Annotated in this window: 18 protein-coding genes; 6 read left to right on the top strand and 12 right to left on the bottom strand. The window is 62.1% G+C overall.

Going from position 1 to position 26,898, the window contains the following annotated elements; all coding sequences use genetic code 11:
• Positions 1-316 precede the first annotated feature (316 nt).
• The 12 genes from ACIOUG_RS10605 to cbiE form a co-directional block, all read right to left on the bottom strand.
• Positions 317-1,327, bottom strand: coding sequence for a FecCD family ABC transporter permease (locus ACIOUG_RS10605; protein WP_401065064.1), 1,011 nt, complete (start codon positions 1,325-1,327; stop codon positions 317-319).
• Positions 1,324-2,271, bottom strand: coding sequence for an ABC transporter substrate-binding protein (locus ACIOUG_RS10600; RefSeq protein WP_401065062.1), 948 nt, complete (start codon positions 2,269-2,271; stop codon positions 1,324-1,326). The genes ACIOUG_RS10605 and ACIOUG_RS10600 overlap by 4 nt, the downstream gene beginning before the upstream one ends.
• Positions 2,268-3,056 carry an ABC transporter ATP-binding protein gene (locus tag ACIOUG_RS10595; protein ID WP_401065060.1) on the bottom strand — a complete coding sequence of 263 codons (789 nt, stop codon included), beginning with the start codon at positions 3,054-3,056 and terminating at the stop codon, positions 2,268-2,270. Before ACIOUG_RS10595 ends, ACIOUG_RS10600 begins: the two co-directional genes overlap by 4 nt.
• A 120-nt stretch (positions 3,057-3,176) precedes the next feature.
• Positions 3,177-5,300 (bottom strand): TonB-dependent receptor, encoded by a 2,124-nt coding sequence (locus tag ACIOUG_RS10590; protein ID WP_401065059.1) that lies wholly within the window; start codon positions 5,298-5,300, stop codon positions 3,177-3,179.
• A 150-nt stretch (positions 5,301-5,450) separates the two neighbouring features.
• Complete coding sequence (locus ACIOUG_RS10585; protein ID WP_401065057.1) at positions 5,451-6,830, bottom strand: PepSY-associated TM helix domain-containing protein; 1,380 nt, start codon at positions 6,828-6,830, stop codon at positions 5,451-5,453.
• 123 nt (positions 6,831-6,953) lie between these two features.
• Positions 6,954-9,074, bottom strand: a complete 2,121-nt coding sequence (locus tag ACIOUG_RS10580; RefSeq protein ID WP_401065055.1) for a TonB-dependent copper receptor — start codon at positions 9,072-9,074, stop codon at positions 6,954-6,956.
• An 85-nt stretch (positions 9,075-9,159) separates the two neighbouring features.
• Positions 9,160-9,606, bottom strand: a complete 447-nt coding sequence (locus tag ACIOUG_RS10575) for a DUF2946 domain-containing protein (RefSeq protein WP_401065053.1) — start codon at positions 9,604-9,606, stop codon at positions 9,160-9,162.
• 21 nt (positions 9,607-9,627) lie between these two features.
• Positions 9,628-10,104: a copper chaperone PCu(A)C gene (locus ACIOUG_RS10570; RefSeq protein WP_401065052.1), complete on the bottom strand. Its 477-nt coding sequence runs from the start codon at positions 10,102-10,104 to the stop codon at positions 9,628-9,630.
• A 47-nt stretch (positions 10,105-10,151) separates the two neighbouring features.
• Positions 10,152-10,550, bottom strand: a complete 399-nt coding sequence (locus ACIOUG_RS10565; RefSeq protein ID WP_401065051.1) for a DUF2946 domain-containing protein — start codon at positions 10,548-10,550, stop codon at positions 10,152-10,154.
• A 335-nt stretch (positions 10,551-10,885) separates the two neighbouring features.
• Positions 10,886-11,614 (bottom strand): cobalt-precorrin-6A reductase, encoded by a 729-nt coding sequence (locus ACIOUG_RS10560; protein ID WP_401065049.1) that lies wholly within the window; start codon positions 11,612-11,614, stop codon positions 10,886-10,888.
• Positions 11,611-12,708 carry a cobalt-precorrin-5B (C(1))-methyltransferase gene (locus ACIOUG_RS10555; RefSeq protein ID WP_401065047.1) on the bottom strand — a complete coding sequence of 366 codons (1,098 nt, stop codon included), beginning with the start codon at positions 12,706-12,708 and terminating at the stop codon, positions 11,611-11,613. The genes ACIOUG_RS10560 and ACIOUG_RS10555 overlap by 4 nt, the downstream gene beginning before the upstream one ends.
• A complete protein-coding gene (gene cbiE / locus ACIOUG_RS10550; protein WP_401065045.1) occupies positions 12,701-13,912 on the bottom strand; it encodes a precorrin-6y C5,15-methyltransferase (decarboxylating) subunit CbiE in 1,212 nt (403 codons plus the stop codon). The genes ACIOUG_RS10555 and cbiE overlap by 8 nt, the downstream gene beginning before the upstream one ends.
• A gap of 233 nt (positions 13,913-14,145) precedes the next feature.
• Between cbiE and ACIOUG_RS10545 the strand changes: the two genes are divergently transcribed.
• The 6 genes from ACIOUG_RS10545 (at position 14,146) to ACIOUG_RS10520 (ending at position 26,795) form a co-directional block, all read left to right on the top strand.
• On the top strand, positions 14,146-14,802 hold the full coding sequence (locus ACIOUG_RS10545) for a hypothetical protein (protein ID WP_401065042.1): 657 nt from the start codon (positions 14,146-14,148) through the stop codon (positions 14,800-14,802).
• Positions 14,803-14,950: 148 nt separating this feature from the next.
• Positions 14,951-16,249 carry a precorrin-3B synthase gene (gene cobG, locus ACIOUG_RS10540; protein WP_401065163.1) on the top strand — a complete coding sequence of 433 codons (1,299 nt, stop codon included), beginning with the start codon at positions 14,951-14,953 and terminating at the stop codon, positions 16,247-16,249.
• Positions 16,242-16,868: a precorrin-8X methylmutase gene (locus ACIOUG_RS10535; RefSeq protein ID WP_401065040.1), complete on the top strand. Its 627-nt coding sequence runs from the start codon at positions 16,242-16,244 to the stop codon at positions 16,866-16,868. Before cobG ends, ACIOUG_RS10535 begins: the two co-directional genes overlap by 8 nt.
• Entirely contained in the window at positions 16,865-17,599 is a 735-nt protein-coding gene (locus ACIOUG_RS10530) for a precorrin-2 C(20)-methyltransferase (protein WP_007967900.1), read from the top strand. The genes ACIOUG_RS10535 and ACIOUG_RS10530 overlap by 4 nt, the downstream gene beginning before the upstream one ends.
• Complete coding sequence (gene cobJ, locus ACIOUG_RS10525; RefSeq protein WP_401065161.1) at positions 17,599-19,299, top strand: precorrin-3B C(17)-methyltransferase; 1,701 nt, start codon at positions 17,599-17,601, stop codon at positions 19,297-19,299. The genes ACIOUG_RS10530 and cobJ overlap by 1 nt, the downstream gene beginning before the upstream one ends.
• A gap of 413 nt (positions 19,300-19,712) precedes the next feature.
• Positions 19,713-26,795 carry a TcdA/TcdB pore-forming domain-containing protein gene (locus ACIOUG_RS10520; RefSeq protein WP_401065037.1) on the top strand — a complete coding sequence of 2,361 codons (7,083 nt, stop codon included), beginning with the start codon at positions 19,713-19,715 and terminating at the stop codon, positions 26,793-26,795.
• Positions 26,796-26,898 lie beyond the last annotated feature (103 nt).

The following is a 26,898-nucleotide window of genomic DNA, read 5'->3' as shown; positions in this document are numbered from 1 at the left end:
CTCCATGAACATTAAAGTTTTTTATGGTTGGCAGATGCGGACGACTGAAGGTGTGTTTTGCAAGGGCTGTGCCCGGTCGGGATCGGGCAGGAAAATGTCGGTTTAGAGCGGTTGCGCGCTGGCGGGGTGCACCATGAAGGAACGCGGAGAGCGCGTTGGTGCAGGCAACCGCGCCAGATTGGGGCGCGATTTCAAGGACAACACTGTCCCCTGTAGGAGTGAGCCTGCTCGCGATAGCGTTCTGTCATCCGCATTGATGTCGAATGTGCCGCCGTCATCGCGAGCAGGCTCACTCCTACAAGTTGATTGTGTTGTGTCAGCGGCGGCGCATCAGGCCGATGAAGAACAGGCCGCCGATAGCCGCTGTGGCCACGCCGATGGGCAGGTCTTCGGGGGCAATCATCGTGCGCGCGGCAACATCGACCCACACCAGAAACAGGCTACCGAGCAGCACACAGGCCGGCAGCAATCGCCGGTGTTCGGCACCGACCAGACGCCGGGCAATGTGCGGCACCATCAGCCCGACAAAACCGATCGAGCCACTGATCGACACCAGCACCCCGGTCATCAGCGACGCGATCACAAACACCCGCAAACGCACCGCGCGGGCATTCAGGCCGAGGGTGACGGCGGTCTGTTCGCCGGCCATCAATGCGTTCAATGGCCGAGCCATGCCGAGCAGCAGACCGAGGCCGAGCAACACGCTCAGCGCCGGCACCGCCAGCAACTCCCAACGTGCCAGGCCGAGGCCGCCGAGCATCCAGAACATCACCGCCGAGCTGGCGCGATGGTCGCCCATGAACAGCAGCAGATTGGCGATCGCCATCATCACGAACGACACCGCCACGCCGCACAGCAGCAAGCGGTCGCTGTCGAGCCGACCCTGACGGTTGGCAATGCCCAATACCAGAAACATGCTCAGCAAGGCGCCGATGAACGCAGCAATCGGCAAGGTCAGCAGGCCGACGATTTCACCGATGTGCAGCACCACGATCACGGCGCCGAGGGTCGCGCCGGAGGTGACGCCGAGCAGGTGCGGATCGGCCAGTGGATTGCGCGTCACCGCTTGCAGCACCGCGCCGATCAACGCCAGCCCGGCACCGACCAACGCCCCGAGCAACATGCGCGGCACGCGGACCAGCCAGACGATGTGTTCCTGCCCGGCGCTCCAGCTCACCTCGCCGAGACCGAAGGCCTTGTGCAGCAGAATCCGCCACACCACGTCCACCGGCACCCGCGCCGGACCAAAGCCCAGCGACACCACGCACGACACCAGCAACACGGCGCCGAGGGCGGTCAACAACAGGGCGTAGCGCCGGTCGATCATTCGCCGTGGAACCCCTTGGCCAGGGTTTCCACCGCCAGCACGTTATCGATCCCCGGCGTGGCCTGCACGTAGGGGATGACGATGAAACGCTGGTTCTTGATCGCATCCACCGATTGCAGCGCCGGGTTCTTCAGCAGGAATTCGATCTTCTGCTCGGCGGTGATTTCGCTGTAATCGACGATCACGATCACCTGCGGATTGCGTTCGACCACAGTCTCCCAATTGACCCGGGTCCAGCTCGCCTCGACGTCATCGAGAATATTGCGCCCGCCTGCGGCATCAATCAGCGCTTGCGGCATGCCGAGACGCCCGGAGGTCATGGCGCGGTCTTCGCCGCTGTCGTAGAGAAACACCCGTGGCTGGTCGGCGGGCAGGTCTTTGCGGATCTCGGCGACCTGATTCTGCATGTCGGCGATCAGTGCGTTGGCGCGATCCTGTACGTCGAAAATCTTCCCGAGATTGCGCAGGTCGTTATAGGTGTCGTCGAGTGTCGCCGCCGGACGTTTCATCACGAAGGCGCAGGATTCGGTCAGCTCATACACGTTGATGTCCAGCGGTTGCAGGGTCTGCGGGGTGAGGTCACCGCCGACGCGCATGCCGTAATCCCAGCCGGCGAAGAAGAAATCGACGTTGGCGTTGAGCAGGGTTTCCACCGACGGATATTTCGCGGCCAGTTCCGGCAAACCATCGAGCAGCGACTGCATCGCGGGCGTCACCGACTTCCAGCCACTGACGCCGCTGTAACCGGCCATGCGCGATTTGAGGCCGAGGGCGAGCATCATCTGGGTCATGTTGATGTCGTGACTGACCGCGTGTTTTGGCGCTTCCTTGAAGGTCACTTCACGGTTGCAGCTGTGGATGGTCAGCGGGTATTTCGTGGCTTCGGCCAGGGCTTGAGCACTGCACAACAAAAGAGCGACGCAAAGCAGGGAACGCACAGTCATGGTCGGGTTATCCAGGTGATTCGCGGGTAGCCGTGGAGGGGGTGGGAGTCGATCAGCGCCTCGACGCCGAACACGTCGCGCAGCAGCTCGGTGGTGAGTACTTCCTGCGGCGTGCCGCTGGCGACAATGCGCCCGTGATTGATCACGTACAGTCGGTCGCAGAAGGCGGCCGCGAGGTTCAAGTCATGGATGCTGGCGAGGGTGCCGATCTGCAAGCGTTTGACCAGTTGCAGCAGCTCGAGCTGATAACGCGGGTCGAGGTGGTTGGTCGGCTCGTCGAGGATCAGCAGTTGCGGTTGCTGGGTCAGGGCGCGGGCAAGGATCACCCGCTGCTTTTCACCGCCGGACAGCGTGGCGAAAGCATGGTCTTCGAAGCCGTCGAGACCGACGGAGGTGAGCGCTTGCGTCGCCAGATTGCGATCCTCCAGCGTGTCGCCATCGAACAGGCCTTTGTGCGGAGTGCGGCCCATGGCGACCACTTCTTCGACGGTCAGGCCAAAGGCATCGGGGAATTCCTGCAAGACCACGGCGATGCGTTTTGCGCACCAGCGCGAGGATTGCTTCCATACGTTGTGATGATCGAGTCTGACCTCGCCGCTTTCCGGCTGACTGAAGCGATAGGCGCACCGCAGCAGGCTGGTCTTGCCGCTGCCGTTGGGGCCGATCAGCCCGACGAACTCACCGGCGGCCACCTGCAACGAGGCGTCACGCAGCTGGAACTGGTGATGGCAATGGCCGTGGCCCAGAGGTGTCCAGGCGAGGTTGGTGAGGTTTAGCGAGGTCATCAAATGCTCATGATGCTTGCCCCTGTAGGAGCTGCCGAAGGCTGCGATCTTTTGATTTTGTTGTTTAAGAAGATCCAGATCAAAAGATCGCAGCCTGCGGCAGCTCCTACAGGGATTGGGTTAGAAAGTGTAATCAGCGGTGACGAAGAACGATCTCGGCTCGCCGAGAATCCACTGCTGGCCCTCATTGTATTGGCTTTGTGCGTACTGGCGGTCAAACAGATTGTTCACCTGCAGGCCGAGCGTGGTGTTGCGCAGGGCTTGCCACGACAGGGTTGCATCGACCACGGTGTAACTCGGCAGCTCGTTGCGATTGGCCATGTCGGCGTAACGCGCATCGACATAACGCACGCCGGCACCGGCCTTGAGGTCATCCGTGAGGTTTTTGTTCAGCCACAGATTGGCCGTACGCCGTGGCACATCCACCGGGCGATTGCCGTTGTACGACAGCGTCTGCCCGTTGATCACTTCGGAGAAGTCATCGTACTTGGCCTTCACAATCGCCGCGTTGGCCTGCAATTGCCAGGCGTGCGGCAGTTGCAGGTCAAGGCTGGCTTCCAGGCCGTTGGACGATTGCTGGCCGACTTGCTGCTTGAGCGTCGGGTTGCCCGGATCGTCGGTCAGCAGTTTCTTTTTGACGATGCGATAGGCCGCCAGGGTGAACTCGCCGCGTTGATCCCAGAACAACTGCTTCATGCCGACCTCGGTCTGGCGTGCAGTCGACAGGTCGTATTGCTGCTGGCTCGGGCTCAGCGAAATCAAGCCACCGATGCCGTCGGTGCTGGTTGCGACCTGGCCGTAGAACGAGGTCTGCGGTGTCAGGGCAAACACCAGCCCGGCCTTCCAGTTGTTGCCGGTCAGGGTCCTGTCGCTCTGGCTGTCGTCCACCAGGTTGGTGCGATCCACATGTACATAGTCGCGGCGCACGCCGGTCACCAGCGACCAGCGCTCGCTCAGTTGCGTGCGGTTTTCCGCGAACACTGACATCTGTCTGGTGGTGCTGTCGAACTGGTCGCGGTACGGGTTGGCGCTTTCGAAATAGCCCGGTTGCGGGTGATACAGGTCAAGCACCTGACCGTTCGGCAATACATCGTTGAAAGGCGAGTTGCTGTTGAGCTGGAAGCGGATGCGGTTGTAATCGACGCCGGTCACGGTCTGGCTGTCGAGGCCGAACAGCGAGTGCTTGAAGGTGAAGGTCTGGCGGTCGCCGACCTGCTCTTGCTGGTGGCCGATGCCGAAGTAGCCGCTGCGGCTGAGTTGTTGCGTGGCAGCGTCGAAGTTGTAGTTCTCGGCGTTCTGCCAGCGGCGCTGGGCCTTGAGGTAGTACAGCTCGTTGCTGGCGCTGACCGCGTCGTTGATCTGCCAATCGGTAGTCAGGCGTGTCCACTGATCGTTGTAGTGCTGCTGGTCGTCGCGCACGTTGTAGTTCTTGTTGCGCAGGCTGTTTTTCAATTCGCCGTTGATCAGTGGCGTGCCGAAGTAGTTCTGCGGGCGCTGATCGCCGTAGTCGTGGGCGAGGGTGAAGGCCAGGTCGTCGGTGGCTTGCCAGCGCAGGGCGGCGCTGATGAAGTCGTTTGAAGAATCACCGCGATCGACCCAGCCGTTGCTGCGCAGACGGTTGAGATTGAGCCGATAGCTCAGGGTGTCGCTCAGCGAACCGCCGCTGTCGAACGCCTGTTGCTGGCTGTCGTAGGAACCGTAGCCGAGGCGCAGGTGATTTTCGATTTCGCCCTCGAACGGTTTCTTCGGGATCACGTTGACCACCGCGCCGGTCGCGCCTTCGCCGTACAGCACCGAAGCCGGGCCGCGCAGCACGTCGACGCGCTGCACCGCCCAGGTGTCGACCGGAAAGGTCACCGTGCCCATGCCGGTGTACATCCGATTGCCGTCATACAACTGCATCACCGAACTCTGCCCGGTAAAACCGCGTGCCTGCAACGAGGTGCCGCCATCGCCCGGGGTGCCGGTGCGGCTGATGCCGGTGCTGCGCGACACCGCGTCCTGCACGCTGCGATCACCACGGGCGCGTATTTGTTCGCCGCTGAGGCTTTCGACGCTGGCCGGGGTTTCCATGGCCGTCAGGTTCAGGCGCGAGCCGGCGGTGGTCGGCGTGCTCAGGCTGACACTTTCTTCGTCAACCGCAGGCGCGGAGATGGTGCCGGCGGGCAGCGTCAGCGGTTGGCCGTCGGCGTTGGCGTTGTTCAGGGCAAGCAGGCAGAGGCTGGACAAGAGGTACTTGTTCATCGGGACGGTGAATCACTTCTTCAAAAGAAAGCCCGCAACTTGTGGTTGCGGGCAGAGCGGCATATTTGGGTTATACAGTAACACTAAAAAATGCCGGAGCTTAAGCCCCGGCAGTTTAAAGATCTGTCTGAAACACGCATCTCGCCTGCTTCATGATGAAGTTGAGGCAGATTCAGCTTGGCGGCCCAGACGCGACAACAGCAGGCGATCCAGCAACCACACCACCACCAGCGAAGCCCCCACCAGCGGGAAAATCACCGCCAGCCCCAGCATGATCGCCACCCCGGTTTTCCACTTCGGCAGGTCATGGCGCAGCGGCGGCACGCCGAATTTGCCCTGCGGACGACGCTTCCACCAGATCACCACACCGCTGACGGCGCTGAGCAGAATCATCAGGCAGATCAGCAGCACGACGATCTGGTTGAAGGTGCCGAACATCTTGCCTTCATGCAGCATCACGCCGATTTCCGTGGCCCGCGCCACCGCGCCGTACTGTTCGAAACGCACATCGGCGAGGACCTTGCCGGTGTACTGATCGACATGCAGGGTCGCGTCGTTGCGCGGGTCGTCGGCGAACACGGCGATGGTGAACACACCGGTCGCGGTGGTCGGCAGGGTGATGCTGTAGCCGGGCTCGACCTTGCGTTCAATGGCGATGTTCTGCACGTCTTGCAGGCTGATGATCGGCGCGGCGGGGCCGTGCTGCATGCCGCCGTGGGCCATGTGTTCGGCGTGGTCGCCGGACATCGGCATCGGCGTGTTTTCCATTGCCCATGGCACGGTCTGACGCGCGGCGTTATTGAGGCTGCCGGCCTCGACGTCGGAGGTCGGCACGTTGTTCCACATCGCGGCCGGGAACACGTTCCATACCTGCGCGTACTGCTTGCCCCAGAAGCCGGTCCAGGTCATGCCGCTGAGCAGCATCACCAGCAGCAATGCCGCGCCCCAGAACCCGGTAACCGCGTGCAGATCACGCCACAACACCCGACCACGACTGTTCAGCCGTGGCCACAGAATTCCGGCGGCTTGCCCGCGCGGCCACCACAGAAAGACGCCCGATACCACCAGCACCACGCCCCAACCGGCAGCGAGTTCGATCAGGCGATCCCCCACCGTGCCGATCATCAATTCGCCATGAATGGCGCGGGCGATGGCTTGCAGATTTTTCTTCGCATCCTGCTCGCCGAGGATGTCGCCGTGGTAGGGATCGATGAATACGTTGAGTTCATTGCCTTCATTCTTGACGACAAACTGAGCGCTGCGTTCGGCGTTGACCGGCGGCAGGTATTGGGTGATCTGACCCTGTGGGTAAGCGCTCTTGACCCGTTGCAGCAGATCATCGGCCGGCACCGCGTGATGCCCGGCGGGGACGTTGAGCAGGCTGCTGTACATCAGCGCGTCGAGTTGCGGTTTGAACAGGTAGATGATGCCGGTCAGGGCCAGCATCACCATGAACGGCGCGACGAATAATCCGGCATAGAAATGCCAGCGCCAGGCCAGGTTGTAGAAATTCGGTTTGGGCTTTTGCATCACGTTTGCTCCGCTTGGCGAATCGTTTTTAGATCAAAAGATCGCAGCCTTCGGCAGCTCCTACAGGATCTACGCGTTCCCCTGTAGGAGCTGGCGCAGCCTGCGATCTTTTGATTTTTCTTGTTAGAAACTCATATCGACCTTGGTCCAGAGCGTGCGCCCCGGTTCGTTGATCGCTTGCGGGTCGTTGGCCGGGTAGCCGAAACCGGCGTTACCGGCCAGGTTCAGGTGCTCGGCGTAAGCCTTGCCGAACAGGTTGTCGATGCCGGTGCTGACCTTCCAGTTCTTGTTGATCCGGTAGGCGCCATTGAGCGAGAACACGCCAAAGCCGCCGCTCTTGTCGTAGTCCTTGCCGACCACGTTGCCCTTGTTCTGGTCGATGCGGTTTTGCGCCGCGACCACGCGCCACAGGGCCCCGGCGCTCCAGTTGTCTTCGCTGTAAGTCAGGCCGAAACGGGCGTCCAGCGGTGGCATTTGCGGCAGGGCCTTGCCGTCGCTGCTGTTCTTGCCCCAGGCGTAGGCCAGGGTCGCATCGGCTTTCCAGTGCTCGGTGAGCTTGTACGCAGCACCAAGTTCACCACCCATGATTCGCGCGTCGATGTTCTCGGCACGGGAGCTGCTCATGCCCATCATCGTCGGCGTGTAGTCGAACAGGATGTAGTCGCGCACCACGCCGATGTAACCCGAGGCCCAGGCTTCGAGTTCGGCGGTCTTGTAGTTCACGCCGAAGTCGAACTGGGTGGTCTTCTCCGGTTTGATCGAGTCGAACGCATTCAGCGAACCGGCCGGCCCGGACTTCGGTGAAAACAGCTCCCAGTAATCCGGGAAGCGCTGCGCGTGGCCGAGGCCGGCATACAGCGTCGCCGGGCTGTCGGCCAGGTCATGCTCGTAACGCACGAAACCGCTCGGCAGGGTGTCGGCACGCGTGTCGTTGGCGGTCGGGTTGGGGCTGCTCATCATTCCGGAACCGATGCTCTGCCGGTAATCCTTGGCCGAAGCACGGTCGACCCGGGCGCCAGTGATCAGCCGATCACGGTCGGCGGCGTACCAGGTCATTTCGCCGAACACGCCGTAGTTATGGAAATCGGCGTCCTTGGTGTACGGCTGATCCTTGTAGGTGTCGATGCCCATGCCGCTGCGCTGGCGGTGTTCGTTGGTCTGCGCATCGAGGCCGGTGATCAACTGGATGTCGGCCCAGCGCCAGGTCGCCTTGATCCGCGCGCCGAGGGTGCGACGGTCGACGTTGGAGGCCATGGGACCGGCCATCATCCCGGTGCCGGAGGGTGTGCGCAGGGTGTAGTTGTCCATCACGTGGTCGGCGTAGTTGTAGTAGACCTGTGCTTCGAGTTTTTCCAACACGTCGGTGATGTTGGACTTTTCGAAGCGCAGGCCGAGGCTTTCGCGCAGGAACTGCGAACCGTCCATGCCGCGTCCGGCGTAGCGTGCTTCGCCGTCGCCCTTGCCGGCGGTCAGTTCGAGCAGGGTGTCGGCGTCCGGGGTCCAGCCCACTGCGATGTCACCGTTCCACTTGTCGTAGCGCGACGGCACGCTGTCGTTGTTGCCGTCGCGATAGTCGTCGGAGTGCGCGGTGTTGCCGACCACTCGCACGTAGCCCAATGGCCCGCCGGCAGCGGCGTCGACCACCTTGTCGAAGCGTCCGTTGGAGCCGGCCAGCACGCTGGCATTCACCCGCGTGCCGAGCTCGCCGAAGCTTTCCGGCTCACGGTCGAAGAGGATCGTGCCGGCCGATGCGCCCGGCCCCCAGAGCACGGTTTGCGGGCCCTTGATCACTGTGAGCTTGTCGTAGGTTTCCGGCGAGATGTACGAGGTCGGCGCGTCCATCCGCCCCGGGCAGGCGCCGAGCAGCATGCTGCCGTTGGTGAGAATGTTCAGCCGTGAACCGAACATTCCGCGCAGCACCGGATCACCGTTGGTGCCGCCGTTGCGCACCAGGGCGAAGCCGGGAATGGTCTTCAGGTAATCGCCGCCGTCACTGGCTGGCACCGGTTGGCGCGGGTCCTTGGGGTTGGTGACGATGGTCAGTGGCGAGCTGGGAGCGATGGCAGTGATCACCGTTGGACTGAGTTCATCAACGTGACCGGCGTGGTCATCGGCCAGCACCAGCGGCGATAACAGGACGCCGCAAAGGACGGCGATGGCGTGCGAGAAACGAATGCGCGATTCGTTCAAGGCAAAGGACGCCTGAGCAGCGCTCAAACGTGGAACAGCAGAAAACCTGGACATGACAATTTCCATCAAACAGTCGTAAACGACACGGCCGGCAGCCTGAGGCTGTCTTCTCAACCGTGTGCAATCAAAGGTGCGGTGTTTACGCGGCGATGGGCGGGGCGCGGGTACGGGCGCCGGGAAAGAAGGTCTGCCGGGCATGGCCCAGACGTGGGGAGGGTGGAGTGAAGGTGTTGGCGTGGGCGATGCTGAACGTAGCGAAAGTGCCGCCACCGGTCAGCGCCGGGCAGTTGAACAGCAGGCTGCAATAACCGCATTTTTCCCATAGGGCGTGGTGCGAGGATGGCGGCGGACAGTGTTCGGCAGGCGGTTGTGCGCCGTGCGCGGCGTGATCCATGCCCGGCATGTCCATCGCCATGTCCATGGGCATCGCCATGGAGGTCGAGGCGTGCTGATCCATCGGCATCGACTGAGAAATCAGCGGGCCGATGAAGATCATCAACATGGCGAACAGGGCGATCCAGCTACCGCGAGTCAGAGTCTGGCTCTGGCGATGCAGGCGGGATGCCCCGGCGCGTTGCGGGTGCACGGGCGTGGTCAGCCGGATCGGTTACTGGGCGTGATCGTGTGCCTGGGTTTCCGGCGGCTTCTTCTGCACCGCGACTTCGACGGTCACGTCACCGGCTTTCTCGAAATGCAGGGTCAGCGGGAAGCGTTTGCCGTCGCTGAGCAGGCTGCGGTCTTTCGGGTTGAGCAGCATCACGTGATAGGCCATCGGCGCGAACGTGACCTTGCCGCCGGCAGGAATCACCACGTTGGGCACTCGCTGCATTTTCATCAGGTCGCCCTGCATCACATGCTCATGCAGTTGTGCTTCGGCGGTGATCGGCGAGTCGACGCTGAGCAGGCGGTCGTCGGTCTTGCCGGGATTGCTGATCACGAAGTAAGCGGCAACGGTCGGTGCGTTGGGCGGCAGCTCCTGTGACCACGGGTGAGCGATTTCCAGCTCGCCGGCCTTGTATTCGTGGGCATGGGCGAAGCACGCCGGCAGCAACAGCGCAGCGATGACGAAGAGTTTGTTCAACATGGCAGTTCTCCAGAACGATGTGAAACGCAGGTCAATTGCGAGACAGATCAGACCAGAGGCGAGGCGCGGGGATTGAGGCTCGGCCATTGCTGGCGCGGTGTCGGTGTTTGCAACGAGGGCGGCGCCACGCTGCGATTGCTTTCGTAGCGGGCGAAATACAGCTGCGGTGTATGGCCCGGCAACGCCACCAGCGGCGCTGAACCCGAGCAGCACCAGCAATGCTGCATGTTGGAATGGCTGTCGTTGGCCGGGGCTTTCTGCTCGGTGGTGCCGATATTGATCGCCACCATCTTCGTGCCGCTGCCGGTGCAGAAACTGCTCCACAGCAATTGTTCGGCCGGTGAACTGGCCGCCTGCGCCATCGCCCCGGTCATCGGCATGGCGAGCATGTTGAACAGCACTGCGAAGCAGGCGATCCAGGCAAATGCGAGCCGGTGTCGGTTCATGGGACAGATCCGTTGGGTGGGCGATCAGGCGCGGCTATTTAGCCTGATCAGGGCCGATAAGTAAAAAGGCGTCGTGCGGTTTGGTGTCGCAGATCAATTGAAAAGAGTGTAGCGGTGGAAATTCGCCACGCCATTCTCCTGTAGGAGCTGATGAGTGAAACGAGGCTGCGATCTTTTGATCTGTTTTTACGTTCAAGTTACGAGCTGTCAGGTCACACGCCTTCGCGAGCAAGCCCGCTCCCACAGGATCCCTGGCATACACAGACTATGCAGTCGCCGCCGACCACTGTGGGAGCGGGCTTGCCCGCGAAGGCGTACTCGAGATCTGCGCTTAGTTAAAGTCGAGTGAAGGAGGCAAGGGCAGCGAGGACTTCAGCCGTCGTCAGAAACTCCCGATCAACCCCCGCCAACTCCGGCCGCTTCAACACCATCACCGGCACGCCCAACTCCCGCGCCACTTCCAGCTTCGGCTCGGTCGCGGTGCTGCCGCTATTCTTGCTGATCAGCACGTCGATCTGCCGGCGCTTGAACAATGCGCGTTCTTCCTCAAGCAGAAACGGCCCACGGGCGCCGATCACTTCGCAGCGTTCGTTGCCGGGGTAGACGTCGAGGGCGCGCAGGGTCCAGTACTGGTTGGCAGGGATTTCGTCGAGGTGTTGCAGTGGTTCGCGGCCGAGGGTGAACAGCGGGCGGCGGAACGGTTTGAGAGCTTCGCTCAGTTCGGCCCAGTCGCTGACTTCGCGCCAGTCGTCACCGGCCTGCGCCTGCCACGCGGGGCGGCGCAGGGCCCAGCAGGGGATGCCGGACAGTTGCGCGGCGCGGGCGGCGTTGTGGCTGATTTGTGCGGCGTAGGGATGGGTCGCGTCGAACAGCAGGTCGATGCCTTCAGCGCGAATGAACTGCGCCAGACCTTCGGCGCCGCCGTAGCCGCCGACCCGCACCCGGCAGGTCAGATCGGTCGGCACCCGGCCCACGCCCGCCAGGCTGTAAATGTGTTCTGGCCCCAGCGTGCGGGCAATGGCCAGCGCCTCGGTGACGCCGCCCAGCAACAAAATGCGTTTCATGCAAAACCTCCGGCGTGCCCGACGATGCCGCCCTGACGATCAATCGCAAACACCTCGACTTGTACCTGCGCCGGGACCACGCTGCGGGCGAAATTCAACGCGTGACGACAGACCTCATCGCCGAGGGCGACGCCTGCCGCGTTGGCCATCGCCAAGGCCTGCTGGCTGGTGTTCGCTTCACGAATGCTCTGCTGCAACGCCTGATCAGCGCCAATCGCCGCCGCCCATTCGGCCAGTTGCGGCAGGTCGATACTCGAATGCCGCGAATGCAGATCCATGTGCCCGGCCGCCAGTTTACTGATCTTGCCAAAGCCGCCGCACAGGCTGAGTTTATCCACAGGCACTTTGCGCAAGTGCTTGAGCACCGCACCGACAAAGTCACCCATTTCGATCAGGGCGATTTCCGGCAGGTCGTAGACCCGGCGCATGGTGTCTTCGCTGGCGTTGCCGGTGCACGCGGCGATGTGCAGATAGCCGTTGGTTTTCGCCACGTCGATGCCCTGATGGATCGAGGCGATGTACGCCGCGCAGGAAAACGGCCGGACGATGCCGCTGGTGCCGAGGATCGACAGGCCGCCAAGAATGCCCAGGCGCGGGTTCATGGTTTTCAGCGCCAGCGTTTCGCCGCCCTCGACATTGACGGTGATCTCGAAACCGCCGGCATAACCGCTTTCGGCGGCGAGCAGGCTCAGGTGATCGCTGATCATCTTGCGCGGCACCGGATTGATCGCCGGTTCACCGACTCCGAGTACCAGCCCCGGGCGGGTGACGGTGCCGACGCCTGCGCCTGCGATGAAGCGAATCCCCGGTTCAGCCAGCAGCCGCACGTGTGAATAGAGCAGCGCACCGTGGGTCACGTCCGGGTCGTCGCCGGCGTCCTTGATCGTCCCGGCCTCGGCGCCGTCCGCGGTCGAGCGGCAGAATTCCAGGCGCATCTGCACCTGTTTGCCTTTGGGCAAGACGATCTGCACCGCATCTGCCGACGTACCGCCAAGCAGCAGGCGTGCGGCGGCGAGGCTGGTGGCGGTGGCGCAACTGCCGGTGGTCAGGCCGCTGCGCAGGGGCGCGGGTTGTTCAGCGGTTTCGTCACGCATCGAGGGGTTTGACCAGATCCAGCAGGGTGATCGGCAGCGCCTGACGCCAAGTGTCGAACTCGCCCAGCGGTTGCGCCTGGGCGACATGGATACGGGTCAGTTCGCCGCCGTGGCGTTCGCGCCAGTTCATCAGGGTGACTTCGCTTTGCAGGGTCACGGCGTTCGCGACCAGTCGACCGCCGGGTTTGAGTTGTTCCCAGCAGGTTTCAAACACGCCTTCACGGGTCACGCCGCCGCCGATGAAGATCGCGTCGGGTCGCTCCAGCCCGGCAAGTGCCTGCGGCGCACGGCCACGCACCAATTGCAGGCCGGGTACGCCCAGCGCGTCGCGGTTGTGTTCGATCAAGGCCTGTCGGCCTGCGTCCGCCTCGATGGCGATGGCGCGACAGCTTGGATGCGCGCGCATCCATTCGATGCCGATCGAGCCGCAACCGCCGCCGACATCCCACAGCAGTTCGCCGGGGATCGGTGCGAGGCGGGCGAGGGTGATGGCGCGTACATCGCGTTTGGTCAGTTGGCCGTCATGCTGAAACGCCGAGTCAGGCAAACCGGCAAGACGCGACAGGCGCGGCGCCTGCGCATCGGCCAGGCATTCGATGGCGATCACATTCAGATCGGCAATCGTTGGCTCATTCCAGTCATTGGCAGTGCCGTCGATACGCCGTTCGGCGTCGCCGCCCAAGTGCTCCAGAACACTCAGGCGACTGCCGCCAAAACCGCGCTCACGCAGCAGCGCCGCGACCGCCGCCGGACTCTGCCGGTCATTGCTCAGCAGCAACAGGCGTACGCCGCTGAACAGATGCGCATTGAGTGCTGCCAGCGGCCGCGCGACCAGCGACAGAATCACTGCATCCTGCAACGGCCAGCCGAGTCGGGCGGCAGCCAGAGAACAGGAGGATGGCGCCGGCAGGATCAACATCTCGGCGCTCGGCACCTGGCGCGCAAGGCTGGCGCCGACGCCATAGAACATCGGATCACCGCTGGCCAGCACGCACACCGCTTCGCCGCGCCGCTCCAGTACCGGCGCGAGGGCAAACGGGCTCGGCCACAACACGCGTTCGCCGCGAATGCACACCGGCAGCAGGTCCAGCTGACGCTGACCGCCGATGATCCGCGAGGCGCCCAGCAGGGCGCGCCGGGCATTTTTGCCCAGGCCCTTGAAGCCGTCTTCACCGATTCCCACAACCGTCAGCCAGGGTGTCATGCCGTTCCTCAAATCCAGGGTAGATCGTCAAGGGCGGCATGATAACGCGGCGGCCGCCCTCTGACGCGGGTCTGTCGTCGCGGGGTAGCGAGTACGGCGCGGAAACTTGCTGTTGAGCAATAGTGGTTTTTTCAACAGGCATTTTTGTTAGTTTGGTTTCGGTCAGTTATTTTAATAAGTCTGGCGCAATCAAACCTATAACTTTAATCAGTGCCAAGTTGGCAGGAGATGATATGGATATCAGTTCCAGTACACGTTTAAGTCAAATTGATGCAGTGGCCGTTAACAATATGTTATTCACCGGCCTCGAAGGTCGGGCCGAGGCCGATAACAATTTTGTGAAGAACTGCATTTATCTCGCGCAGATCAAGGCAGACAGCGTTTATAACAGCAGTACTCAGCCTGCGCAGTGGTTCGATCATTTTGCCGGCATCCTCTGGGCGTTTGGCTGGAGCCTTGAGGAACAGCCGGTGGTGCTGGTCCAGACGGAGTTTTCCGGGAGTGTGCAGGAGGCGTGGCGGCGATTGGCAGCGCCTTTGCTCACTCGTTCACAGTTGGCCCAGGTTGAAGCAGGGCTTGCAGCGCTGGAAAAGGACGCGGCGATCCTGAAAAGGTTTACCGCCCTGAGTGGCAAAACCTTCAACTCGCACATTTTGCCGGTCAGTCAGAGCGCCAGTGGCGAACTGGTCGTGGTGCTCAGCCATATCCGCTTTATCAAGCTGGTATTGAGTACCAACTATCTGTTCTGGCAGGTCCACCAGCCGATGTCGCAACTGGACATTCGCGCCAGAAAACTGGTGATCAAGCGCCGGGCCATGGACGCCAACCGGGCAAGCGTGGAGCAAGCCATTCGCCAAAGTGCGTCCAGGTTTGAGGAATACCAACTCTGAAGCAGTGCCAAACGGGCAGATTTGCAGCCTGGGTGCAGTTTCCGACCGGCAGGCATTTTCATGCGCTCGGGCAAAGCAGGCATAATGGCGACCTTTCGCCCACCACAAGCGCTGCCAGCCAGCCGGTCATCCCTTGAACGAACGCCCTCTGTCCACCGCTTTGCGCCCCTCGGCTTGTCCGGGGTTGCTGCGTATTGTCCAGGCGCTGGACGGTGGCATCTGCCGGATCAAGCTCAATGGCGGCTCGATCAGCGCCGATCAGGCCGACGCGGTCGCCAATGCTGCAGAGCGTTTTGCCAGTGGCGCGATCGAGGCGACCAATCGCGCCAATCTGCAGATACGCGGCATTGGCGAGCAGTCCGCAGCGTTGATCGACAGTTTGCTCACCGCCGGCCTGGGGCCACAAACCGCAGCGGGCGACGATGTGCGCAACCTGATGCTCAGCCCGAGTGCCGGGATCGATCGGCAACTGCTGTTCGATACCCGGCCACTGGCCGAACAGATTCTGGCGACCCTGCAGACGCATCCGCGCTTTCACGAGCTGAGCGCCAAGTTCGCCGTGCAACTGGACGGCGGTGAGGCGTTGGCGATGCTCGAGCATCCGCATGATCTGTGGTTGTCGGCGTTCCAGCGCGACGGTGAAGTCTTGTTGGCGTTCGGTCTGGCCGGCTGCCCGACGGATCGTGCGGCCGGTGCCGTGACCGTGGAAAACGGCCATGCGCTGGTGGTCGCGGTGCTGGAGTTGTTCCTCGAGCTGGCTCGGCCGGAGCAGACGCGCATGCGCCACTTGCTCGATGAATGGCCGATGCTGGCCTTCCTCGAGCAGTTGCGCGAACGCGTGGCGATCAACGCCGCCGTTGCCCGCCAGCGCACGCCGTTGGCGGATGCGCTGCACATCGGTGTTCACGCGCAAAACGCTGACGACCGGGTGTATGTCGGTGCGGTGCCGGCGCTCGGCCGTCTCGATCCGGCCATGCTGCGTGGTGCGGCCCGACTGGCCCGCGAGTTCGGTGATGGCAGCCTGCGTTTCACCCCTTGGCAAAGTCTGCTGCTGCCCAACGTGAAGCCCACCGACGCGGCGCAAGTCTTGCAAAAACTGGCGCAATTGCACTGGCTGACCGACGCCGGCGAGCCGCTGTCCCGGCTGATTGCCTGCACCGGCTCCAGCGGCTGCGGCAAAGGCCTGGCCGATACCAAAAACGACGCCCGGCTGCTGGCGACGCTGTTGCCACAGGCGCAGCACGTGCACCTGTCCGGTTGCCCGCGTTCTTGCGCAGCAGCCCATCGCACCCCGGCGACATTGCTGGCGGTCAGCCCCGGTCATTACGACCTCTATTTTCGCGATGCCGCGCTGCCGGGTTTTGGCACGCTGCACGCACGCAACCTTACTATTGAAGCGGCCGCGATCCTGCTCGACGCCCGCTCACGGAGCCCCCTTGATGCTTGATTACATCCGCGACGGTCAGGAGATCTATCGCAACTCCTTCGCGATCATTCGCAGCGAGGCCAATCTGGCGCGCATCCCGGCCGACCTGGAAAAACTCGCGGTGCGGGTGATCCACGCCTGCGGCATGGTCGAGGCGGTCGACGGTCTGCAATTTTCCGAGGGTGCCGGCAAGGCCGGGCGCGATGCGCTGGCGGCCGGTGCGCCGATTTTGTGTGATGCGCGGATGGTTTCCGAAGGCGTGACCCGTGCGCGTCTGCCGGCCAATAACCAGGTGATCTGCACCCTGCGCGACGACAGGGTGCCGGAGTTGGCCCGCGAGCTGGGCAACACCCGTTCGGCGGCGGCACTGGAGTTGTGGCGGCCGCACCTGGAAGGCAGCGTGGTGGTGATCGGCAACGCGCCGACGGCGCTGTTCTATCTGCTGGAAATGCTCGACGCCGGCGCACCGAAACCGGCGCTTATCCTCGGCTTCCCGGTGGGCTTCGTCGGTGCCGCCGAATCGAAAGCGGCGCTGGCGGCCGACAGTCGCGGTGTACCGTTCGTGATCATGCAAGGCCGGCTTGGCGGCAGCGCCATGGCCGCCGCCGCAGTCAACGCGCTCGCCACGGAGATCGAATGATGCAGGCAAAAGGACGTCTGATCGGCCTCGGCGTGGGCCCCGGTGATCCGGAACTGATTACCGTCAAAGCCCTGCGTCTGCTGCGCGAATCGCCGGTGGTGGCGTACTTCGTCGCCAAGGGCAAGAAGGGCAATGCGTTCGGCATCATCGAAGCGCACCTGCAAGACGCGCAGAATCTGCTGCCGCTGGTGTACCCGGTGACCACTGAAGTGCTGCCGGCGCCGCTGTCGTACGAGCAAGTGATCAGCGATTTCTACGATGAAGCCGCCGAGACCGTGGCTGCGCATCTGGACGCCGGCCGCGATGTCGCCGTGATCTGTGAAGGCGACCCGTTCTTCTACGGTTCTTACATGTATCTGCATGATCGGTTGTCCACACGCTATGAAGCCGAAGTGGTGCCGGGCGTTTGCTCGATGCTCGGCGGGGCGTCGGTGCTCGGCGCGCCGCTGGTGTATCGCAACCAGAGCCTGTCGGTGCTTTCCGGCGTACTGCCGCATGAAGATCTGAAGCGCCGTCTGGCCGACGCCGATGCGGCGGTGATCATGAAGCTGGGGCGCAACTTTCCCAAAGTTCGTGCGGTACTCGAAGAACTCGGTCTGGCCGAGCGGGCGCTGTACGTCGAACGCGCGACCATGGCCAATCAGAAGATCGTGCCGCTGGATCAGGTCGAGCCGATGTCCTCGCCGTACTTCTCGCTGATCATCGTCCCGGGCGAACGGTGGCAAGGTTGATCACGCCATCCACACCGGCCATTGTCATCCTTGGACAGGGCGCACTCGCCACCGCGCGACGGATCCAGCAGTTGTATCCGACGGCGCAGATCCACGGCCTCGCCGGACGCGTCGAAGGTGCCGACTGCAGCTATCAGGAATTCGGTGCGACCCTGCGTGAACTGTACCAGCAGGACGCGCCGATCATCGCCCTGTGCGCGGCCGGCATCGTCATCCGCACCCTGGCGCCGTTGCTGCTGGAGAAGGGCGCCGAACCGGCGGTACTCGCCGTAGCGGAAGACGGCAGCGCCGTGGTGCCGCTGCTCGGTGGCCTCGGTGGGGTGAATGTCATGGCCCGGGAAATCGCTGCCGCATTGCAGGTCGCCGCGGCGATCACCACCAGTGGTGAACTGCGCTTCGGCACCTGTCTGCTCAATCCACCCAACGGTTATGCGCTGGCGGATCTGGAGCTGGGCAAGCGTTTCGTTTCCGATCTGTTGGCCGGGCACAGCGTGCGCATCGAGGGGGCGGCGCCGTGGCTGGATCAGGCGCAGTTGCCGCAAGACCCGCAGGCGCAGCGCTCGATTCATGTCGGCAGTGCCGAGCGTGTCGCGAGCGCCAACGAGTTGTTGATCTATCCGCGCAGCGCTGCGGTGGCGGTGACTGCGCAGCTGGACGATCTGCCGAACGCCGTGCGCGCAGCGTTGCAGCAGGCCGGGGTTGCGCAGCAGTCGCTGGCCTGTCTGCTGGCGGCTGACACTGAAATGGCTTCGACCGGACTGCGTGAAGCCGCCCTTGAACTGGGTGTGCCGCTGCGCTTTGTCGCGGCGCAAAAAGACCTCGGCGAGTTGGCTCGTCACGCACTGCCAGACGCCACAATCAGCAATGCCAACGGCCTGACGATTGCGCTCGCCGAACAACCGCTGGACGTCGCGCAGATCGGTCGCCCGCGTGGACGCCTGGCGGTGATTGGCCTCGGCCCGGGCGCTGCCGAATTGATGGTGCCGGCGGTCAAGGCGGAACTGGCGCGGGCCACCGATGTGCTCGGTTATGAAACCTATGTGCGCATGGCCGGCCCGTTTCGCGATGATCAGGTGCAGCATTGCACCGACAATCGCGAGGAAATGCAGCGCGCCCGCCACGCGTTCCGGCTGGCGGCCGAGGGCCGTTCGGTGATCGTCGTCTCGTCCGGCGACCCGGGCGTGTTCGCCATGGCCGCGGCGGTGCTCGAAGCGTTGCACGAGTCGACCGATCCGGCCTGGCACAGCGTCGAGCTGGAAATCCTCCCCGGGGTGTCCGCCTCGCTCGCCACGGCTGCGCAAGCGGGTGCGCCGCTGGGGCATGACTTCTGTGTGATGTCGCTGTCGGACAACCTCAAACCGTGGTCGATCATCGAAAAACGCCTGGACCTTGCCGCCGAGGCCGATCTGGCCCTGGCCTTCTACAACCCGATTTCGCGGGCGCGTCCTTGGCAACTGGGGCGCGCACTGGAAATTGTCGCGCAACATCGCACGGCGGCAACGCCGGTGGTGCTGGGGCGCGACATTGGCCGGCCGGGGCAAACCCTGCGGGTGACTACCCTGGGGCAATTGACTCCGGATCAGGTCGACATGCGCACCATGGTGCTGATTGGCTCCTCGACCACCTGTACCTTCCCCAGGGCTGAAGGTGGCGAGTGGGTGTACACCCCGCGCTGGTACGGCGAAAAACCGCTGTCCTGACGGGTTGGCGAGGGAGCAGGCTCCCTCGCCACGTCCGCAATCGGATGCACCGTGCTGGCGTGGGTGGATTTGCCTGTGTCGTATTTATCGGCAGTCTCTGTAGGATTTGCTTCGCCTGGTTGTGGGCGCTTTCTTGTTACTTATATTTTGTTCGACTTATCTTGAATCCATATAAACAGGCACAAACAGTCAGGCACGTTACTTTTGCGACTTGATTAATTGTATGGATTTATATCTGCACTTAGAGTAATGCCCGGTTACTGTTACAGGTGTTATTAGTTGTTTTTAAATGGTCTGTCTTGACATGTATTGAAAGTCTTGAGGTTTGTAGCTTTATTCTCCGGTCGTTAGTTTTACCTTCATGCAAGTGCCAGTGGCACTCATGTCATGGGTCAAGGTAAAGGAGAACTTTCATGCAGGATCAGAGACCGCAAGACGCTAGTGGTTATGTCAACTTTATCAACTTGTTCAAACAGGCGGATCTGGAACAGGCCATGCTGTTGCACCGAGACAGTGATGCCTATCAGTCTGTATGGCGTTATTACTTTGCCTGTGTCGGATTGCTCGATTCTCCCCGGTTGCTTGAACCACTGGCATTGCTCAAGCAGTCGCTGGGGCAGTTGATCGGCCTGTCGCGGGTTCGCCGATCCAACGAGGAAAAATTCGCAGCAACGGCCGGGGTTCAACCAAAGGACACTTTACCGCGCATCTACGAGAATATTCAGGCCTTCGAGACCCGGCTGAAAAGCACCCTTGCCTATGAGAAAAGTGCGCCAACGGCGGTTGCGAAGATCATGCACTTTGTCTGGCTCGGTGGCGGTCTTGGCGCGATCCAGCGTGACTACCTCAACCTGTGGAAACAGGTGCTCGGAGGGCATGGCTACAGTCTCCATCTGTGGTACGACAGTGACGCGCTGCTGGCCTGGCAAACCAACAAGCTGATCGTCGAGGCTGCCAAGGCGGACGCGATGCAGCACGGCGGCAGCGAAAACATTTCCGAAGCCGAGCTGGGCACTTTGTACGAGGAGCGGGCCATTGTCCTCAAGCAGCAGATGTTCATGCACATCAACGCCGCACTTGAACAGGGGATGGCGGCAGATGAGGCGCGGATCGACCTGTTGACGCGCGCCTACGGGCAGAACGCCGAGCAACTGGAAGGGACGATCGAAAAAAACCGGCGCAGCCTGCTGGATCTCGCGGGAAATGATCTGCAGTTGCGCGATCTGCATGACCTCGACACCCCGATGCAGTTGCAGCGTATCTATGATCGCGAGACCCGGCTGCGCGGCAATCTGGCTGCGGCCTCCGATGTGGTGCGTGTCGAGGCGCTGTACAACGAGGGCGGCGGCTATGCCGATGTCGATTATCTGCCGCCGCTGGCGAAGAACCTGGCTGGCGTCGACATCAGCGCGTTCGGCGGTGATGCGCGCCTTGGCGTCCTGCAACTGCTGCTCGACCACAACCCGCACTGGATGCCGGGACGCCAGGCACGGCGCGACGGATACACCGATTACCTGGGGCAAATTCCCGAGGCACATCGCGCCGCACTTGAAGCTTTTGCCCGTCAACAACCGGCGCTGAACGAGGTGTTTCAGGTGCCGGCCGAAGTGCTTGTGCGACCGCAGGCGTTGCGTGCTGTTGCTGTGCAGAACTCGCTGAGCAACGCCTTTCTGATGGCTCATGCACAATCGCCGATGCTCAAAAGCGTGATCGAGCGGTTTCGCTTCAATTACCAACTGATCGACCAGACGGCCCGATTGGCAGAGAAACGCGGCGTCGCCTTGAGCGATTTCGACCACCTGTCAACGCTGTCACGCGAGGTACTCGAGCAGGCCTACGGCTCTTTCGCCGAGCTGTCGATGAGCGAAGATGTGGCGGCCAGCTATCTGTCTCTGGCGGCTGCGGGTTACTACAGCGACGGTATACGTGCGCAGAGCGAATGGACCATCTACCTGACCGGTCCGGCGGCGATGCGCGATGGCATGGCCGATTACCAGCGGCACAACTTCATCCCGCGAGAGGAAGAGCACTTGCGTCTGGAGGCGGCGATCGCGCCGCTCGGGGTGGTCAACGACAAGACCGAGGAGGAGCAGGATCACTCCTGGAAAGACAATGCCAGCGACATCGAGCAATGGGTCAGCGAAGAGCAGCAGCGTTGGCGGGAAGGACAATACAGCGCGCGTTACAACGGCGATGTCACCGCGCTGCTCACGCAGCAGACGGTCATGTTCGAGGAGGGCTGGCCGGTCATCGAGGGCCGGCCGGTATTGTTGGTCGATGTCCTGCAACGGATGATGGACAGGCTCGGTGAACCCTTTCTGGCAGCGATGCGGCGAGGCCATAACGGAGCGCTGGTTTTTCCGGCAGGTGGCGGGCTCGGTTTCGATGATCGCGAGGCTATAAAGGCCCAGCCCGCGGGCCTGCGAGCCCCGGCTGCGCTCGGCGATGCGCACACTCAGGGGCTGGCTCTGGATGAAGTGCTGAGTGCGATTGCCGAGGGCTCGCTGCAGCTTTTCCAGGTCAGTGCGTTGCAACGGGCGCTACTCGGCCAACTGTTGGGTGTGCGCTCTCTGGATAACCAAAGCTTGAGCGCGGTCAATGCCGAACTCGATAACCTGGCCAACAGCGTCGCGGAGGTCGGGGCTTCGGTACGTTATGCGGCGATTGAACGTCATCTTTACCAGCAACATGCCGCAGCGTTCATGGCCGGTCTCGCCAGTCATGCCGATCAGCCGACGCAATCGTCGGACAGCGCGTTGACGTTGAAACGAACGGCGCTGGTCCAGGCGCACACGCTGTTCGAGTGGGGGCGTCACGTTGCCCGTATCCAACAGGTAGCGACGCGTGAGCATCGTGAACAGGTGATCCTGCAACTCGGCCAGGTGCTGAGTCAGATCGACGCCAGCGACGTCAAGCTTGTGCCCCAGGATTTGTTGCTCAGCGGGCCAGGCGATCCCGGTGCGCGCTGTTATCCGCTGGCGCTGATCATGAGCGCAGCCCTTGAGCACGGCGCAACGGCGTCGCGAAGATTGCGCGAGCGCTTCTACCTGGCGACCGCCGAGCCGCACCAAAGCGATTCGGCGGTGTTTCTGCAAGCACTCGAGGAATTGCGCGGTGTGCAGTTGCATGAAGTCGGCAGCCCCTTGGGACGCTTTGATCTACCCCAACTCGGCGCCGCGCTGGAAGCGTACGCGAGCACTTGCACGCTGATGCTCAATTCCGACAATCACGCCATGCTGGTGGCGAAAACCTTCGATGGCGCTCAGGCCACTTATCACTTTTACGATCCCAACTTCGGCGTGTTCGAGTTCAGTCAACCGGCGCTGTTATTGCGTGCACTGAGCGACCTTTTCCAGAGGCAGGGCCTGGCGAAATACTATGCGGCCTATGGCGATGAAGCGCGTCCGACGTTTGATCTGGTCGAATTGCAAGGGCAAAAGATATCGGCCCTGAACCTGTCCGGCGGACTTCAGGTCAGGCAACTGCTGGAGTCCGACAATGTGCTGCCGGAGTATTCGGGGCGCCCGATACGCCAGCGCCTGAACAGTGCACGCGGGCAATCGCTGGTCAGCAATCCGCGTCTGGAACGCAGTCTGCGTGATCTCGATAGTCATTGGTGGGGACAACAGATTGCCCACGCAACCGACGCGTTACAGGCGTTGCACACGTCAGTGACACCACTGGTGCCGCTGTTCGAAACCCTCAACATCACGCCCGGCGGCAAGTACCTGATCAGCCTGATCGATCCGTTGCACAGCGAGCATGTCGTCGAGGTGGTCAGCACCGATCATCGCCTGTTGAGAATCAAGAGCTACCTGTCGGAGCAGTTTTCGACCCTGGGTACCAGACCCGCACCGGAACTGGCCGAGGCTGGCGCTGTTCACACGCTCAATACCGGGTTCACGATCCAGGCATTGATGAATGCCTTGCGCGCCCGAGAAGGCGACGACCGCACCTTGACCACTGCCGTGCGGCTGCATGCCTACGTCAATTACGCACAGTTGGCGCACGGCAATATCACCGACGTTGCCGGCCTGATCAGCCTGGTGAAAACAGCGCTCAATGAAGAGAAAGTCATCGCCCGCACCTGTGCACCGGTGGTTGGCGAAGCGCTGGGACATGTTCTCAACGAAGGTGTAGGTGCGGTGCTGGGGCTGGCCAATGTCGGTTTCGATATTTATCAGCTGGCGACGGCGGACAACGAAGTCGAGCGGGCGCAATTCGGCACGCAACTGGCCTTCGACTCCGCCAGTCTGGCGTTGACCGCCGGTGGCCTCGGTGCGGCAACGGCGGGCGCCGCGACTGCAGCCGCAGTGCTCGGCGGCGCCGGAGTGATCCTCGGCGGGCTGGCTGTCGGTGTCGCGGCGCTGGCCCAGGGTTTCGCCAACATCGCGCAACAGGCTCAGGCGGTAGGGCTGTTTTTCGACAATCTGGAGCGGGCCTATCGGGGGGGTGGTTATCGCTACGACGATGCTCTGAGTGGCTGGACCGCAGACCCTGCACTGATCGTGCAAACCCTCGATTTCAAACTCGGTACCCTGACGCTGGACAGCCCGAAGCTGTATCGACTGCGTGACCATTTCGGCGTGCCGGATTTCGATCCGGATTATCAGAAGGCGCTCAGTCTTCAGCGGGAACTGGGGCTGCCGCGCACCATCAGGCGGGCGCTACCTGAGGGGCAACTCGTGGTGCTGCCATGCACGCCGCAAACCTGTTACGGCTATGAGTACAAAGCCTTGCCGTTTTCCACCTTGCGCCACGACACGGGTTTCGACATCGCGCGGCGTCTGGAAAAAAAGGATCGCGAAGGGCGGCGACTGTTTCTGTTTTCCTTCTATTCGTTTCCCACCCACTACATTGTTGATCGCCTTGCGCCGGCGTATCGGCCAACCGTGATCGAGATTCACCTGGACGCCAACGAGCGTGCGCTGGCAGTGCCGGTGACACCTGCGGTCTGGCACGGGCTAGTGTCCTACCGGATTGAAGGCGGTGGGGCCTCATGCTCACTGATCCTCAATCGTGGCATCGACGTTGAACTCGAGTCGCCCAGCTCGCAGGTGTGCCAATGGAATCTTGTGGCGACCTGGGCCACCGAGCGTGATGTCCGGGTAGCGGTCGGCGGGGATCTTCTTATCGGTGGCGTCAGGCTGGCATTGTCAGGCAAGGGCCGGCATGAAGTGTTGATCCGCCTGGCCGACCGGCAGTTGTACAAGGTCGATCGCGCCCGTGGCCAGTTGCTGATTCTCGAGCAGACCGCACCATCCGGCGCGGACGAACAGGCTTTACTCAAGCACTATCAGTCACTGGTGCGTGAACACCGACTGGTATTGCCTTACACACCGCTGCACAACTACCTCATCCCGTTCGAGCCTGCCCATCAACCGCGTTACACCACGGCCTGGTACGACGCGGCCGGAGAGCGTTTTCTGTACATCCGCAATGAGCAAGTGTTGCAGGCCGATGAAACATTGCTGGCGGCGGTCGTCGACGGTTCGGCGTTCTTTTACGAACCACAGAACTACGTGATCTGGCAGGTCGATGCCGTCAGCGGCCTGCTGCGATTCTGTTATCGCTTACTGGTAATGCGCGGGCAGTGCAGCATCCGCCGCATCGACGTCGACGATCACGGCGTGATTCATATCGAACAGCAATGGACCGACCCTGAAGGGAAAATCTCTCAATTCAACTATTTGCTGCATGACGGCCAGCTGCTGCTGACCTCGGTCACCCGTGACATGGACCGTGAGTTGGGCGAAAGGGTTTTTGCCAGGCAGACGCTGACGCAGTGGTCGCAGGTACTCGGTGACTATGTGTCGTTGTCGACAATCCCCGAGCGCGACGGCGTCGCCACGCTCGATTGGCAACCGGCTGCTTACGTTTCAGTCTGCTGGGCGTTCGATCCTGACAAACGCGATCTGGTCTGGATCCGCAGTCGTGATCGCCTGTGCATTCATCCGTTTGCCTTCGGGCGTTTCCGCGGCTGGGCCGATTCCGTCAAGCAGCTTGGCGATCTGCAGCTACTGCCGGTAAACGATGCTCATGACCTGTTTTTGATCTACGACCGGCCAACGCAAAAATTGTGCAAGGTGCAACGGAGCGCATCCGCAGGCAATGATCGCTGGCCGAAGCAATGGACGCATCAGTGGGTGCAGCCCGATGGCCTCAAGGACATCGTGGCAGTGGAGGGCGGGTATCTGGCGCTGACCGACGAGGGGTTGTTCTTCAACCTGACGGTGAACGGTGACGTGCATCTGGGTGGGGTCAGTGAGCGCTGGCTCAATGGACAGACGCAGTGGTGGCTGGCGCTCGAGGTGCTGGCGCAGAAGTATCCGGTCAACAGCTTCGCCATTCTCGGGGTGCGCAACGCGAGCGGTGAGCGCAGCCTGTGCGCCTGGTTCCTGGACAATCGCTTGTTGCTGTGCGATCCGGGACACGATCGGGAAATGCGTTTGCTCGGCGTCACGCCGGACCATCAGGCCGCGTGGCTGCTGGACGTTGCCAGCGGTGAGATCTGGCGTCAGACGTTCTTCGATAGCGGGCAACTCGAGCAGGCATTTGGCAAGGGCCAACAATTATTGGCGCGCGACCGGTTGCCGGCACCGCAGGCGGAGTGGGACGAATGGCGGTTCGGCGGTGTGACCAATGACGGCTCGGGCTTGCGTGGCATGACGGTGGAAGGGGTGTCACTCGAACTGCGCTACCAGGAGACGGAACGCGTCATTGGCGTTGGTCACCGCTGGGCGAGGGAGCACGCCGACCATCTGCTTGAGTCACTGCAAGCGTTGCTGGAGACCACCGAGCACGGTGAGTTCGTCTCTGTGGAGTCTTCGGCGGGCGTTCTGCAATGGTATGACGTGGCCAACGCCCGGGTGATTCGGGTCGCCAGCCATGATCTGCCCGACGACTGCGAACTGCTCGGCACCTGCCGTGGCAGTGTGCTGTTGCATGAGCCCCGGGAACATCGCGTTTCCATCTATCCCGGTCGCCATAGCGTCGGTCCTTTCGATTATGTGCAGCGCAACGCCGACGTGCTCGTGGTAGAGGGGCAAAACAAGGTTACTGACCTGCTGCCGTTGATCGCTGATGACGTCAAGCGTCTGGTATTGCGCATGGGCCAGGGCGGAGTCAGCTATCACTTGTCAAAAGCCAGCTGGCTGCGACTGGACTTTGTCATTGTCGATTGTCGGCCAGGGCCTGGAGAGCGCTCGGCAATTCCCGGCAAGTTGATCTGGACGGTCGATGCGCCGGGGAAACTGCAACTGTCGGTGGTCGGCGAGCATTTGCTCATCGTTGATCCGGATTGCCAGCACAGCCTGATCCTGCGTGATGTGTGCTCGGCTGATCCGGCGATACGCGGCGACGTCTTCCTCGGGTTCGAGGGCGGGCGTTCTTATGCGGTATCGAATCTGGTGCAGAGGCTGCGTGAAGTCGTCGAAGCCGATGATGCCGACGGCAGTGCAACGCTGGCGCAGTTGCTGGGAGCGGTGCCGGCCTGACGCAAGTCTTCGTTGGTTTTTTTTGAAGTTTGTTTTTTCTCTGTGTCGCGATGGCTCATGTCGTCGTGATGCATTCGCTTGGCTAAAAAAAGGAAATTGCATT

Source organism: Pseudomonas sp. NPDC087803, assembly GCF_044742995.1.
Lineage (GTDB): Bacteria > Pseudomonadota > Gammaproteobacteria > Pseudomonadales > Pseudomonadaceae > Aquipseudomonas.
The sequence above is the reverse complement of the archived record's forward strand: the minus strand, read 5'-3'. Positions and strand labels throughout refer to the sequence as shown.